This window comes from Streptomyces sp. 17_S59, assembly GCF_056930295.1.
Window position 1 is genome coordinate 3,754,556 of record NZ_JBXOWD010000001.1, and the last position, 13,421, is coordinate 3,767,976.

The 13,421-nt window shown below is 70.7% G+C and carries 10 protein-coding genes; 2 read left to right on the forward strand and 8 right to left on the reverse strand.

Annotation, left to right across the window (positions count from 1 at the left end):
• Positions 1-31: 31 nt before the first annotated feature.
• The 6 genes from AC1Z4A_RS16760 to AC1Z4A_RS16785 form a co-directional block, all read right to left on the reverse strand.
• Positions 32-241, reverse strand: coding sequence for a hypothetical protein (locus AC1Z4A_RS16760; RefSeq protein ID WP_483679747.1), 210 nt, complete (start codon positions 239-241; stop codon positions 32-34).
• Between the two features lie 410 nt (positions 242-651).
• Positions 652-1,671: an alpha/beta fold hydrolase gene (locus AC1Z4A_RS16765; protein ID WP_483679748.1), complete on the reverse strand. Its 1,020-nt coding sequence runs from the start codon at positions 1,669-1,671 to the stop codon at positions 652-654.
• Positions 1,668-2,126, reverse strand: a complete 459-nt coding sequence (locus AC1Z4A_RS16770; protein ID WP_483679749.1) for a phage holin family protein — start codon at positions 2,124-2,126, stop codon at positions 1,668-1,670. Before AC1Z4A_RS16770 ends, AC1Z4A_RS16765 begins: the two co-directional genes overlap by 4 nt.
• Before the next feature lie 68 nt (positions 2,127-2,194).
• Positions 2,195-3,595 carry a Na+/H+ antiporter NhaA gene (gene nhaA, locus AC1Z4A_RS16775; RefSeq protein ID WP_483679750.1) on the reverse strand — a complete coding sequence of 467 codons (1,401 nt, stop codon included), beginning with the start codon at positions 3,593-3,595 and terminating at the stop codon, positions 2,195-2,197.
• Positions 3,596-3,887: 292 nt separating this feature from the next.
• Entirely contained in the window at positions 3,888-5,855 is a 1,968-nt protein-coding gene (gene acs, locus AC1Z4A_RS16780; RefSeq protein WP_483679752.1) for an acetate--CoA ligase, read from the reverse strand.
• Positions 5,856-5,977: 122 nt separating this feature from the next.
• Positions 5,978-8,311 carry a SulP family inorganic anion transporter gene (locus AC1Z4A_RS16785; RefSeq protein WP_483679753.1) on the reverse strand — a complete coding sequence of 778 codons (2,334 nt, stop codon included), beginning with the start codon at positions 8,309-8,311 and terminating at the stop codon, positions 5,978-5,980.
• Positions 8,312-8,615: 304 nt separating this feature from the next.
• On the opposite strand from AC1Z4A_RS16785, the gene AC1Z4A_RS16790 reads away from it, so the two are divergent.
• Entirely contained in the window at positions 8,616-10,235 is a 1,620-nt protein-coding gene (locus tag AC1Z4A_RS16790) for a polysaccharide deacetylase family protein (RefSeq protein WP_483679755.1), read from the forward strand.
• Here the strand turns inward: AC1Z4A_RS16790 and AC1Z4A_RS16795 are convergent.
• Positions 10,216-11,208 carry an ATP-binding protein gene (locus tag AC1Z4A_RS16795; protein WP_483679757.1) on the reverse strand — a complete coding sequence of 331 codons (993 nt, stop codon included), beginning with the start codon at positions 11,206-11,208 and terminating at the stop codon, positions 10,216-10,218. The two genes, AC1Z4A_RS16790 and AC1Z4A_RS16795, sit on opposite strands and share 20 nt — an antisense overlap.
• Before the next feature lie 101 nt (positions 11,209-11,309).
• Here AC1Z4A_RS16795 and AC1Z4A_RS16800 point away from each other — a divergent pair, with 101 nt between their 5' ends.
• Positions 11,310-12,131, forward strand: a complete 822-nt coding sequence (locus tag AC1Z4A_RS16800) for a Fic family protein (RefSeq protein WP_483679758.1) — start codon at positions 11,310-11,312, stop codon at positions 12,129-12,131.
• Positions 12,132-12,475: 344 nt separating this feature from the next.
• Here the strand turns inward: AC1Z4A_RS16800 and AC1Z4A_RS16805 are convergent, their stop codons facing one another.
• Positions 12,476-13,387: an HAD family hydrolase gene (locus AC1Z4A_RS16805; protein ID WP_483679760.1), complete on the reverse strand. Its 912-nt coding sequence runs from the start codon at positions 13,385-13,387 to the stop codon at positions 12,476-12,478.
• Between the last annotated feature and the right edge of the window lie 34 nt (positions 13,388-13,421).

Here is a 13,421-nt window from a genome sequence, read left to right on the forward strand (position 1 = left end):
CGGGGACTTGGAGGCTGAGCGGGGGCGGGCCTCAGCGGCTGCGCGGATGGCGCAACCGCGCCGACACCCAGCGGGCGCGACGGTGGATGATGCGCGGAATGCCGACCCGGGGGTCGGCTCCGGCCTCCGGCCGGTATTCGCCGCGCTCGGACACCTCCGTCACCACCAGCGCGGCATCACCCTCGGCGCCGTGCTCCTGAGTCACATCGGTCACGTCACGGTAGTCGTGCGTCCAGCCCATACCAGAAGCTCTGCCCGGGCCCAGTGGTCGGTAATCGCCTCCGGGTCCGGCAATTGGCCTATGCGCGGGGCAATTGGCCGTTCGGTGGACGGGCGTTCCCCCGAACGGCGGAGGCGTTTTCCCCGGGCCCCGGGCCCCGGGCCGCGGCCTACCGGTCCGGCTCGGTGTCCTTGAGCCAGCCGATCAGCTCCCCGGAGAACGTCTCCGGATCCTCCTCGTGGGGGCTGCATTTCCCGGGGGATGACCCCCGGACCCCCAGCCGATTCCCGTGCGCGTCGCCTACCGGTCCGGCTCGGTGTCCTTGAGCCAGCCGATCAGCTCCCCGGAGAACGTCTCCGGATCCTCCTCGTGGGGGCTGCATTTCCCGGGGGATGACCCCCGGACCCCCAGCCGATTCCCGTGCGCGTCGCCTACCGGTCCGGCTCGGTGTCCTTGAGCCAGCCGATCAGCTCCCCGGAGAACGTCTCCGGATCCTCCTCGTGGGGGAAGTGGCCCAGCCCTTCGAAGAGCCGCCAGCGGTAGGGCGCCTCCACGTATTCGCCGGAGCCCGCGGCGCTCCGGGTGCGCAACACCGGATCGAGCGAACCGTGCAGGTGGAGCGTCGGCACGCGCACCGGCAGCTTCATGCGGCGGTTGAACTGGATGCCGTCCGGACGCGCCATCGACCGCACCATCCAGCGGTACGGCTCGATCGAGCAGTGCGCCGTCGAGGGAATCGACATGGCGACCCGGTAGGCGTCGATCGCGGCGTCGTCCGGCAGCCGGGGCCCGGACCAGTCCCTGATCAGCCGGCCGACCAGCGCCGCGTCGTCCGCGACCAGCCGCCGCTCGGGCAGCCAGGGGCGCTGGAAGCCCCAGACGTACGAGGCCGCGGCGCTCTGCTTGGGGTCGGCGAGCATCGCCGACCGCCAGCGGCGCGGGTGCGGCATCGAGGACACCGCGAGCCGGCGCACCAGCTTGGGCCGCATGGCGGCCGCGGTCCAGGCCAGGTAGCCGCCCAGGTCGTGACCGACGAGCGCCGCGTCCGGCTCGCCCAGGGAGCGGATCACTCCGGTGATGTCGAGGGCGAGGTTCGCCGGGTCGTAGCCCCGCGGCGTGCGGTCGCTGCCGCCCACTCCCCGCAGGTCCATCGCCACGGCACGGAAGCCCGCCTCCGCGAGCGCCGGCAGTTGGTGCCGCCAGGTCCACCAGAACTGCGGGAAGCCGTGCAGCAGCAGCACCAGCGGCCCCTCGCCCATCTCGGCGATGTGGAACCGGGCCCCGTTCGCCGCGACGTCCCGGTGGGTCCAGGGCCCGTCCGGCCGTACGACCGCGGTGGGCGAGGCCGTCGACGGGCCCGGGGAGCCCGCTGGTGCCGGGTGCGGCGCGGGCGGGTCGACGGGATCGCGGTCGGGGGACGCGGGCGCTGCGGGAGTGTCGGGCACCGTCATACGGACGAGCGTGTCACAGATGCGTCCGTCTGGCTCGTGTCGGCCGAAGAACGCGGGTGCGGCTTGACAGTGCTCAGCACGGCAGCCGTCTGCTTGGCGGAGGCGATGCTCTTCTCGGGCTTCTTGATCTTCTTGAACTTGGCCACGGCCAGCAGCACGAGCACCCCTGCGAGCAGCAGGAACGCCGCCCCGGTGATCAGGAAGGACCAGGCGAGCCCGAGGCCGAGGCTGTGGATGCCGTAGGCCGCCGCGAAGCTCAGCACCGGGAGGGAGAAGAGCGCCAGGACGCCCGCTCCGGCGACGGCGGCGCCGCCGAAGCCGAGCCGCCGGGCGTCCTCCCGCAGTTCGGCCTTGGCCAGCGCGATCTCGTCGTGCACCAGCGCGGACAGCTCCGTGGTGGCGGCCGCCACCAGCTGGCCGAGGCTGCGGTTCGCACCGTCGTCGGCTGCGCTCATCGACTGCTCCCTCTTCGTCATCAGCTTCTTCGTCAGCTTTTCGTCAGCTTCGTCGTCAGACCCTTAGATCATGCCGGACCGTCGTCCTCGGTGGTGCCGCGCCCGGCGGCCACTTGGGCAAGCCTGCGGTGCTCGGCGGCCTTCGCCTCGTACTTGGCGGCCATGCGCAGGTGGTACTCCGGATTGTCCTGCTGGTAGATGTCCGGAATGCCGTCCTCGTCGTCGTCGCGGTTCTCTTCGGCACAGAGCTTCTTGTACTTGTTGTCGCGCAGCTTCAGAAGAGTGCCGGAGAGGACGGCGGCTATGAGGGAGCCGACCAGCACGGCCGCCTTGACCTCGCCCTCGAGGACCGCGTCGCCGCCGAACGCCAGCTCGCCGATCAGCAGGGAGACGGTGAAGCCGATGCCGGCCAGCGTGGCGACGGCCAGCACGTCGGGCCACTTCAGGTCCGGATTCAGCTCGGCCCTGGTGAACCGGGCCGCCAGCCAGGTGCCGCCGAAGACGCCGACGGCCTTGCCGAGCACCAGGCCGAGCACGACGCCGAGCGTCTCGGGCCTGCGGAAGACGTCCGACAGGGCCCCGCCGGAGATCGCGACGCCCGCGGAGAAGAGCGCGAAGAGGGGCACGGCCAGGCCCGCGGACAGCGGCCGCACGAGGTGCTCGATGTGCTCGCCGGGGGAGCGCTGCTCGCCGTCGCGGCGGGTGCAGCGCAGCATCAGGCCCATGGCGACGCCCGCGATGGTCGCGTGGACCCCGCTGTTGTACATCAGCGCCCAGTTGCACACCGCCAGGGGTACGTAGACGTACCAACCGCGCACGCCCTTGCGGAGCAGCACCCAGAAGACCACCAGGCCCACCACGGCGAAGCCGAGGGCCGCAAAGTTGATCTTCGAGGTGAAGAAGATCGCGATGATCAGGATCGCGAAGAGGTCGTCGACGACGGCCAGGGTCAGCAGGAAGGCGCGCAGCGCGGACGGCAGCGCGGTGCCGATGACGGCGAGTACGGCGAGGGCGAAGGCGATGTCGGTGGCGGTGGGCACGGCCCAGCCGCCCAGGGATCCGCCGCCGCTCGCGGCGGTGGCCGTGTAGACGAGCGCGGGGGCGGCCATGCCGCAGAGCGCGGCGATGACCGGGAGGAGCGCGGCCCTGGGGTTGCGCAGCTCGCCTGCCACCAGCTCTCGCTTGAGCTCGATGCCGGCGACGAAGAAGAACACGGCCAGCAGGCCGTCGGCCGTCCAGTGCTGGAGGGAGAGGTTCAGCCCGAGGGAGTCCGGGCCCAGGTGGAACGAGCGGACCGATTCGTAGCTCTCGCGCAGCGGGGTGTTCGCCCAGATCAGGGCGGCGACGGCGGCCGCGAGCAGCAGGACGCCGCCCACGGTCTCGGTGCGCAGCGCGTCCGCGAGGAAGTTCCGCTCGGGCAGCGGAAGCCTGCCGAGGAAGACGGAACGGCGATTCTTGGGCGCGGCCACGGCGGTGGACCTCCTGGGGTCGGCTGTCGACTGAAAACACCCGCACGTGCTGTGCTTACACGTGTCGTGTGTGCCGACCAGACTTCCCGGCGCGCCCTTGATTCTTGTCGCGATTTTTACGCGACTTCTCCTTACCTTAACCAAAAAGAGTGAAGGGCACCCGGCGAGTCGCCGGGTGCCCTTCGGGGCTCAGGGGCCTTTGTGCCTGCTCAGCGGGGTTTTGGCGGCGCCGGGCGGGCTTGTGGGGTGGGGATCGTGCGGCCAGTAGATCCGAACGGTCAATTCCGGTTGATCAGTCCTCGGCGGAGGCGGCGGGGAGCTTGGCCTGGATGAGGTCCATGACCGAGGAGTCGGTCAGGGTCGTCACATCGCCGAGGGTGCGGTTTTCGGCCACGTCGCGCAGGAGGCGGCGCATGATCTTGCCGGAGCGGGTCTTGGGCAGCTCGGCGACCGGCAGGACCCGCTTGGGCTTGGCGATGGGGCCCAGCTCCTTGGCGACGTGTGCCCGCAGCTCCTCGACGAGGCCCTCCTCCTCGGCGTCGACGTTGCCGCGCAGGATGACGAAGGCGCAGATGGCCTGCGTCGTCTGCGGATCGGTGGCGCCGACCACCGCCGCCTCGGCGACCTTGGGGTGCGAGACGAGGGCCGACTCGACCTCGGTGGTGGAGATGTTGTGGCCGGAGACCAGCATCACGTCGTCCACGCGGCCGAGCAGCCAGATGTCGCCGTCGTCGTCCTTCTTGGCGCCGTCACCGGCGAAGTAGCGGCCCTCGAAGCGGGACCAGTAGGTGTCGATGTAGCGCTGGTCGTCGCCCCAGATGGTGCGCAGCATGGACGGCCACGGCTCGGTGAGGACGAGGTAGCCGCCGGAGCCGTTGGGCACCTCGCGGCCGTCGTCGTCCACGACGGTGGCGGCGATGCCGGGCAGCGGCACCTGGGCGGAGCCGGGCTTGGTGTCCGTCACGCCCGGCAGCGGGCTGATCATGATGCTGCCGGTCTCGGTCTGCCACCAGGTGTCGACGACGGGCGTGGTGTCCGCGCCGATGTGCTTGCGGTACCAGACCCAGGCCTCGGGGTTGATGGGCTCGCCGACCGAGCCCAGGATGCGCAGGCTGCTGAGGTCGAACTTGGCCGGGATGTCGTCGCCCCACTTCATGGCGGCGCGGATCGCGGTGGGGGCGGTGTAGAGGATCGTGACGCCGTACTTCTGGACGATCTCCCACCAGCGGCCCTGGTGCGGGCTGTCCGGCGTGCCCTCGTAGAGCACCTCGGTGGCGCCGTTGCTCAGCGGGCCGTACACGATGTACGAGTGGCCCGTGACCCAGCCGACGTCGGCGGTGCACCAGAAGACGTCCGTCTCGGGCTTGAGGTCGAAGACGGCGTGGTGGCTGTACGAGGCCTGGGTGAGGTAGCCGCCGGAGGTGTGCAGGATGCCCTTCGGCTTACCCGTGGTGCCCGAGGTGTAGAGGATGAACAGCGGGTGCTCGGCGTCGAAGGCCTGGGGGGTGTGCTGGTCGGGCTGCCGCTCGACCAGGTCGTGCCACCAGACGTCGCGGCCCTCGGTCCAGGCGATGTCCTCCTGGCCGGTCCGGCGCACGACGAGCACGCTGCGGACGTTCTCCGTGCCGGGCCGGGTGAGAGCCTCGTCGACGGCGGGCTTGAGCGCCGAGGGCTTGCCGCGCCGGAAGCCGCCGTCGGCGGTGATGACCACCCGGGCGTCGGCGTCGTTGATGCGCGTCGCCAGCGCGTCGGCGGAGAAGCCGCCGAAGACGAGCGAGTGCGGGGCGCCGATGCGGGCGCAGGCCAGCATGGAGACGACCGCTTCGGGGATCATCGGCAGGTAGATGGCGACCCGGTCGCCGGCCCGGACCCCCAGCTCCGTCAGGGCGTGGGCGGCCTTGGAGACCTCGCGCTGCAGCTCGGCGTAGGTGATCGAGCGGGAGTCGCCCGGCTCGCCCTCGAAGTGGAGGGCCACGCGGTCGCCCAGGCCGTTCTCGACGTGGCGGTCGACGCAGTTGTAGGCGACGTTGAGCCGGCCGTCGGCGAACCACTTGGCGAAGGGCGGGTTGGACCAGTCCAGGGTCTGGGTCGGCTCGGTCTCCCAGCTCAGGCGGCGGGCCTGCGCGGCCCAGAAGCCAAGCCTGTCGCTCTTCGCCTGCTCGTACGCCTCCGCGGTGACGTTGGCCTGCGCGGCCAGGCCGGCAGGCGGTGCGAAGCGGCGTTCCTCCTTGAGGAGGTTGGCCAGGCTTTCGTTGCTCACGACTTCTCCCTTTCCCAGGGTGCCCGTTGCGTCCCGGCCATAGCTCATCAGCCCGGGGCGCACCCTGACAAGGGGTCTGGCCAAATAGTGGTTTAGACCTGTCGTTCGGGTGTCGATCGAGGTCAGACGGCATCGAGCACCTCGGGGCGGACGGCGCTGAAGGTGCGCGAGCGCTGGTCCAGGACATAGGCCTGGGCCTCGCCCACATGGAAGTACATGCCCTGGAGATGGAGCGAGCCCTCGGCCACGCGCCGGGCGACACAGGAGTGCGCCATGAGGTGGTCGAGCTGCTGCATCACGTTGACGAGCGCGAGCCGTTCGAGGTCGTCCGCGACGGGCCGGTCGGCCAGCGCCACCTCGCCCCGCCCGAGGTGGCCGATCCGCTGCATCCGGGCCAGGCTCGGCCGCCCGTGGCGCAGCCAGCGGGTGAGCGGGGTCTGGCTCTCGAGAGCCAGGCCGTGGCCGGCCGGGGTGTCGGCGCTGTCCAGCAGGGCCTGCATCGCCCCGCAGCCGGAGTGCCCGCACACGGTGATACTTCCGACCTTCAACACCTCCACGGCGTACTCCACGGCCGCCCCGACGGAGTCGCACGAGGTGTCGCCGCCGGGCCTGGGCATCAGATTGCCGACATTGCGCACGGTGAACAGGTCGCCGGGACCACTGGAGGTGATCATGCTCGTCACCAGCCGGGAGTCGGCGCAGGTCAGGAAGAGCTGGCTGGGGCTCTGCCCCTCGCGGGCGAGGCGCGCCAGCTCGTCGCGCACCAGCGGGGCGGTGTTGCGCTGGAACGCGCTCACCCCGCCCAGCAGTTGGCCGCCCCGGTCGGCCGCATCGGCGGCCGGTCCGGCGGTGTCCGGAGCTGTGGGGCGGGTGCAGTGGTGGTTGCGCCACGGCGTCCACGGCCGGCAGGCATGGGAGCCTGCCGGCTCGGCGATCGGCCGCCCGTGCCGGCCCCGGAGGGTCACCCGGCCGCCCCGGGCCCGGTGGGCGTTGGACCAGCTCTGCAGGGCGTCGTACGCCGCATGGTCCATGAAGGAGCCGCCCAGCTCGACGACCGTGCTCGCTCCGTCCGGGATCCGGTCGAGGGCCCGGGCCATCCGCGGCACGGACAGGAAGGTCAACTGGCCGTTGACGCAGAGCCGGTGACCGTCCTTCTGCTCGATCACGCTGATCCGTGTGTGCGTCAGCCGGCGCAGGGACAGGAGGCCGGCGATCACGACGCCGACCGCGACCCCCTGCAGCACGCCGAGCAGGACCACGGACCCCAGCGTTGCGGCGTACATCGGGAACTCCCGGTGCCGCCGGACGTGCTTGATGTGCGCGAACCCCACCATCCGCACGCCGACCGCCATGACGATCGCGCCCAGTGCCGCCAGCGGGATCAGCTCCAGTGCGGCGGTGAGCAGCGCCGCACACAGCAGCACCAGGAGACCGTGCAGGACGGTGGACCTGCGGGACGGGGGCCCGGCCGCGTCGTCCGGCGCTCCTCCGGCGGCGCCCCTACCGATCGACAGGCTGCCCAGCAGCCCGGAGAGGCCGTTCGCTGCCCCCCGCTCAGCCTGCTCGGGGTGCGGCCCGGCGAGGCCGCCCTCGTCTCCTTCCGGTCGTGCGGTCCGCATCCGCTCGATCGCCACGGCCGACAGCAGCGATTCCATGCTCGCGACGAGCGTGACCGTGAGCACGGCCGCGAACGTCCCCAGCACCGGGCCGTCCGGCAGGGTCGGCAGCGCCTGCAACTCCCACTGGGGCAGGGAGACCCGGGGCATGGTCATGGCGAGGCTCGCCGGAGTGGCGACGGCCACGGCGGCCAGGGGCGCGGGGAGCGTACGGGCCCAGCGGCCGGCCCGGCCGGGCAGCCGGGGCCAGGCGGCCAGCACTGCCAGGGTGACCGCGCCGATCAGCAGGGCCGGGACGAGCGGGTGCAGCAAACGGTGGGGCAGGGCGACCAGATTCGCCACGGCGGAGTGGGACGGGCTGCCGCCCAGGACGACGTGCATCGGGCCCAGCGCGATCGTGGCCCCGATGCCGGAGAGCATTCCGTGCACGACGGCCGGGCTGATGGCCAGCGCAGCGCGGGCCACGCGGGCGGCGCCGAGGGCGAGTTGGGCGAGCCCGGCGAGTGCGACGATCGCACAGGTGGCCCGCCAGCCATAGCGCTGCACCAGCTCCGCGATCACCACCACGAGGCTTGTGGCGACCCCGCCGACCTGGAGCGGCGCGCCGCCCAGAACCCCGGCGACGATGCCGCCGACCGCCGCTGCGATCAGGCCCGCCTGGAGCGGCGCCCCGGTCGCGAGCGCGATCCCCAGGGAGAGTGGAACGGCGATCAGGAAGATGACGGCTGAGGCGGAGAGGTCTCTTCGCCATGTGGAGCGGGCGCGCCCTTCCGATGTGCCGGGGGCGTCCGGAGGTCGCGCGGGGGGCGGCAGGGCCCCCTGAACAGGCTGGGCTTGCATGGTCGTTCCCGTCTTCGTCGGGGCGGCACGGCCGCGCTCGAGGGGCGGCCGGGGTCACGGCGTGCAGCGGCGGGAGCGGCTGCTGTGGCGGGGATGTTTCTCAACTCTCGGTAAATGGATCGTAATGGAGAGTAAAGGGATCCGGGAAGGGGTGCCGGGGTGATACGCGAGAGCTTCCCCCTATGGGGTGAACTTGTATGTTTATCAGCTTGTCCTCCTTTGTTCTCTTTTCCTCCCATGCGACGTTGGCGCGCGTGGAGCCTGATCGCTGGAGCGGCCGAGGAGCCGAGGGACGAGGTGGCCGGTGGCTGCTGGATGGAAGATCGCGCTCGGCGGCCTCACGGCCGTCGCGCTGACCACTGGGACATCCGGCTGCTCCGGCCAGCCGGGAGAAGGCCGCCACCGCGGCTCGCGGCACGGCGCGGCGGCCGACTCGCACACGGCCGCGCGCCCGGCCCGGCTCATCGGCGACGGCTCCACCGCCGAGACCGGCCCCCAGCCCAGGCAGCCGCGGCCCCGTCGGCTGGCACCCGGTGAAAAGCCGCCGCAGTTCGTCGTGTTCTCCTGGGACGGCGCCGGCGAGGACGGCCAGAAGCTGTTCTCGCACTTCCGCCGGGTCGGCAGGAAGTACCACGCGGCGATGACGTACTTCCTCAGCGGCGTCTACATGCTCCCCGAGGAGAAGAGGGGTATCTACCGGCCGCCGAAGCACCCCCGCGGGGCGTCCGACATCGGCTTCAACGACCTCCGGGGCGTCCGCGACACCCTGGAGCAGATGCGTGGCGCCTGGCTCGAGGGCAGCGAGATCGGCACCCATTTCAACGGCCACTTCTGCGGCCCCGACGGCGGTGTCGGCACCTGGTCCGGCAAGGAGTGGAAGAGCGAGATCCGGCAGGCCCGGTCCTTCGTGCAGCACTGGAGGACGAACGCCGGGCTGAAGAACGAGCCGCCCCTGCCCTTCGACTACGGCAAGGAATTGGTCGGCGGGCGGGCCCCCTGTCTGGAGGGCCAGCGCAATCTTGTCCCGGCCGCCAAGGCCATGGGCTTCCGCTACGACGCGAGTTCGACGGGCGGCCGCCAGGTCTGGCCGAGGAAGATCCGCGGCATCTGGGACTTCCCCCTCCAGGACATCCCCGTGCCCGGGGAGGACTTCGAGACCCTGTCGATGGACTACAACTTCCTCGCCAACCAGTCCGGGGACACCGACGGCGACCCGGACGCATACGACGCATGGGGAAGGCAGATGCGCGACGGCCTGATGGCCGGGTTCAACCGGGCCTACCACACCAACCGCGCACCGCTGTTCATCGGCGATCACTTCGAGTCCTGGAACGGCGGCACGTACATGCGGGCCGTCGAGAGCGTCATCAAAAAGGTCTGCGGAAAGGAAGACGTCCGGTGCGTCTCCTTCAAGCAGCTGGCGGACTGGCTGGACGCACAGGATCCCGAGGTGCTCGCCAAATTGCGGGAACTGGACGTCGGTGAGGCGCCGAAGGGCGGCTGGGGCCGGTTCCTCGGCGACCGCCCGGCCGCATCGAGCGAACCGACCGGGCAGCCCGACGACGCGGACGACCCCGACGAGTCCGAAGGGGCCGAGGACGAAGAGGCCGACGGCGATCCCTTCGAGGACGCGTCGTCCGAGTGGGACGTCCACGAACAGGAGCCCGACGAGCGGGACTTCCACGGTCACGGACGGGATTCCCAGGGAAAGGGTCCGCACGAGCGGGGACCCCGGGAGCAACGGAAGGGCCGCGCCCACGAGCACGGGAGGAAGACCGGGGAACGGGACGAGGCCCCCCGCGAGAAGGGTTCCCGCGAGAGGGGCCACCACGAGGACGACACGGACGAGGACGGCGACTCGAAGAAGAACGGAGCCTGGATCTGGGGAAACGACGTGCCCGCGGTCAGGCGGGTTGCGGAGTAGCCAGCAACCGCTCGTCCAGCACGAACGACGGGTCGACCTGAGCGGCCAGATCGGCACCCGTCTTCGCGTTTCCCCAGCTCTCCGCGTTCTTGAGGTGGAAGTGCACCATCTGGCGCGTGTAGCGCTGCCAGTCGCGCCCCTCGTACGCGCCGTCCGCCGCCTCGCGCAGTGTGCGAAGAGCCCGCTCGTTCGCCTCTTCCAGCAGTTCGAACCGGGGCGGGCGGCCCTTCTCCATGGCCCGCACCCAGTCGGAGTGGCCGACGGCGGTGAGCAGATCCTCGCCGACCTCGGTACGCAGAAAGTCGAGGTCGTCCTGGCCCTGTACCTTGTTCCCCACGACCTTGAGGCCGATGCCGAAGTCGCGGGCGTACTCCTTGTACTGGCGGTAGACGGAGACACCCTTCCGGGTGGGCTCGGCGATCAAAAAGGTCATGTCGAAACGCGTGAACATTCCGGAGGCGAAGGAGTCGCTTCCCGCCGTCATGTCGACGACGACGTATTCGCCCGGCCCGTCGACGAGGTGGTTCAGGCACAGCTCCACCGCACCGACTTTGGAGTGGTAGCAGGCGACCCCGAGGTCCGAATCGGTGAACGGCCCGGTGGCCATCAGCCGCACGGAGGCGCCGTCGTCCAGCGGCACGGTGCGAGCGCATGCCTCGTAGATCGGGTTGTCCTCGCCCACGCGCAGCAGCCTGGATCCCTCGCCCGGCGGAGTCGTCTTGATCATGGTCTCGGCCGAGGCGATGCGCGGGTTCGCGCCCCGGAGGTAGTCCTTGATCAAGGGCAGCTGCGCCCCCATCGCGGGCAGCGCGGCCGCCTCGGCCTCGCCGAGCCCGAGCGCCGCGCCCAGGTGCTGATTGATGTCCGCGTCCACGGCGATGACGGGGGTGCACTCGGCGGCGAGGTGACGGATGAAGAGCGAGGACAGCGTGGTCTTGCCGCTGCCGCCCTTCCCTACGAAAGCGATCTTCATGTTCACCAAGAGTAGGTGCGAGGGTGCGTTGAGTGAGAGTGGTGAGTGAAGAGGACCACTCTTTCGAGGGGTGTAGAGCGGAAGTGCGTAGTGTCTTACTCATGAGTACGACAGCCGATCCGCTTGCCGCCCTGGGCTCCCTGCCGGGCGTTGCCGACTCCGTGGACTCCGTACGCAAGGCGGTGGACCGGGTGTACGGGCACCGGGTGATGCGCCGCCGCAGCAATGAGGTCACCTCCGAGGCGGCCCTGCGCGGTGCGCGGGGCTCGGCCGCGCTGGCCGGCGCCGACTGGGCGCTCGAAGAAGTGCGCCGACGCACCGACTTCGGTGTCGAGGGCGAGCCCCGCACGGTGGGTGCGGCCCTGCGGCTGACCGCCGAGGCGGGCCAACTGCTCAGCGTGTGGCGGCAGTCGCCGCTGCGTGTGCTGGCCCGGCTGCATCTGGTGGCGGCGGGCGGGGACCGGCCGGACGACACCGTCGGGCGGCCGAGGCTGCCCGGCGAGCCGGTGGAGGAGCCGCTCGTGGAGGTGCCGCTGCCTGGTGCGGACGAGATGTCGGGCCGTCTGGAGGGGCTGGCCGACCTGCTGATCGCGGGCAGTGAGGCGCCCGCGCTCGTGACGGCGGCCGTGGTGCACGGCGAGCTGCTCGCCCTTCGCCCGTTCGGCTCGCACAACGGCCTGGTCGCCCGGGCCGCCGAGCGGATCGTCCTGGTGGGGAGCGGGCTCGACCCGAAGTCGATCTGTCCGGCCGAGGTGGGGCACGCGGAACTGGGGCGTGCCGCTTATGCGGCGGCGCTCGACGGCTATGCCTCGGGGACGCCCGAGGGAATGGCGGCCTGGATTGCGCACTGCGGCCGGGCCGTGGAACTCGGCGTGCGGGAGAGCACGGCGGTCTGTGAGGCGCTTCAGCGCGGCGCGGCCTGACACATGCCCGGGTGGGTCCGCCGGGCCTGCCGGGCCGCTGAAAGGCGGAACCGGAAGGAAGTCGTGGCGGTTCCGCCGCGGATGGCCGGAAGAAGGCTGCGGACAGGGGTGCGGCGGTACCCATAAAGCTCTGGTACCGCCGCTGGCACGTTCGCCGAGTTACCATGCGTGCACGATATTTGCCCATCAGGTCGGGGGCATTGCCCGTCACCTGGTGCGGCTGGCCCGTAATCGACGGGTCGGCGTCGCGTGGGTGCCCGACGTTCGTGCGCGGTCCGTGGGGCCTTGGTGCGTGAAGGGCGTCCTCCCGGATGTCCCTGGTCTCGCGGGCCGTCAAGTCCTTTCTACTCCTGTTGTGGCGGAAGCGGAAGTCCGAGTCGCAGTTCATTGCTTTTACCGTCAAAATTGGGCAAGGCGGACGCCGGTGTGCGGTGGCGATTCACGAGCCAGAACAGGCCGGCGGCCGCGACGGCACCCAGGGCCGCGGCGGCCATGAGCGCCGGGGCCGAAGGCAGGGGAAGCGAGGGCAGGGAGAGGGACGGCACACGCTGTTTGAGCCGGACCGGCCGGTTGAAGGAGAGAACCGGCCAGTCTCGGGCAGCAGCCTCACGACGCAGTGCCCGGTCCGGGTTGACGGCGTGCGGATGGCCGACCGACTCCAGCATCGGGATGTCGGTCACCGAGTCGCTGTAGGCGTAGCAGTGCGCCAGGTCGTATCCCTCGGAGGCGGCGAGTTCCCGGATGGCCTCGGCCTTGGTTGGGCCATAGGCGTAGTACTCGACTTCCCCGGTGAAGATGCCGTTCTCGACGACCATGCGGGTGGCGACGACCCGGTCGGCGCCCAGAAGCTCGCCGATCGGCTCGACGACCTCCGCCCCCGAGGTGCTGACGATGACGACGTCCCGCCCGGCGGCGTGGTGCTCCTCGATGAGGGAGGCCGCCTCGTCGTAAATGATCGGGTCGATGAGTTGGTGCAGGGTCTCGGCGACGATCTCGCGGACCTGCTGGACATTCCAACCTCGGCAGAGGGCGGAGAGATACTGCCGCATCCGCTCCATCTGCTCGTGGTCGGCGCCGCCGGCCATGAAGACGAACTGCGCATAGGCGGTACGCAACACTGCACGCCTGTTGATCAAGCCGCCTTGGTAGAACGACTTGCTGAAGGTGAGTGTGCTCGACTTCGCAATGACCGTCTTGTCCAGATCAAAGAACGCGGCGGTCCGAGGCAAGGAGTGGTTTTCCACTCCGCCGAGCATAGGGGCCCTCCATTCGGCGTAAGCTGAGGCGTGT

Coding starts and splice junctions, on each gene's coding strand:
- AC1Z4A_RS16760 (WP_483679747.1), bottom strand. CDS start 241: ATGGGCTGGACGCACGACTACCGTGACGTGACCGATGTGACTCAGGAG.
- AC1Z4A_RS16765 (WP_483679748.1), bottom strand. CDS start 1,671: ATGACGGTGCCCGACACTCCCGCAGCGCCCGCGTCCCCCGACCGCGAT.
- AC1Z4A_RS16770 (WP_483679749.1), bottom strand. CDS start 2,126: ATGAGCGCAGCCGACGACGGTGCGAACCGCAGCCTCGGCCAGCTGGTG.
- AC1Z4A_RS16785 (WP_483679753.1), bottom strand. CDS start 8,311: ATGCAAGCCCAGCCTGTTCAGGGGGCCCTGCCGCCCCCCGCGCGACCT.
- AC1Z4A_RS16795 (WP_483679757.1), bottom strand. CDS start 11,208: ATGAAGATCGCTTTCGTAGGGAAGGGCGGCAGCGGCAAGACCACGCTG.
- AC1Z4A_RS16800 (WP_483679758.1), top strand. CDS start 11,310: ATGAGTACGACAGCCGATCCGCTTGCCGCCCTGGGCTCCCTGCCGGGC.
- AC1Z4A_RS16805 (WP_483679760.1), bottom strand. CDS start 13,387: ATGCTCGGCGGAGTGGAAAACCACTCCTTGCCTCGGACCGCCGCGTTC.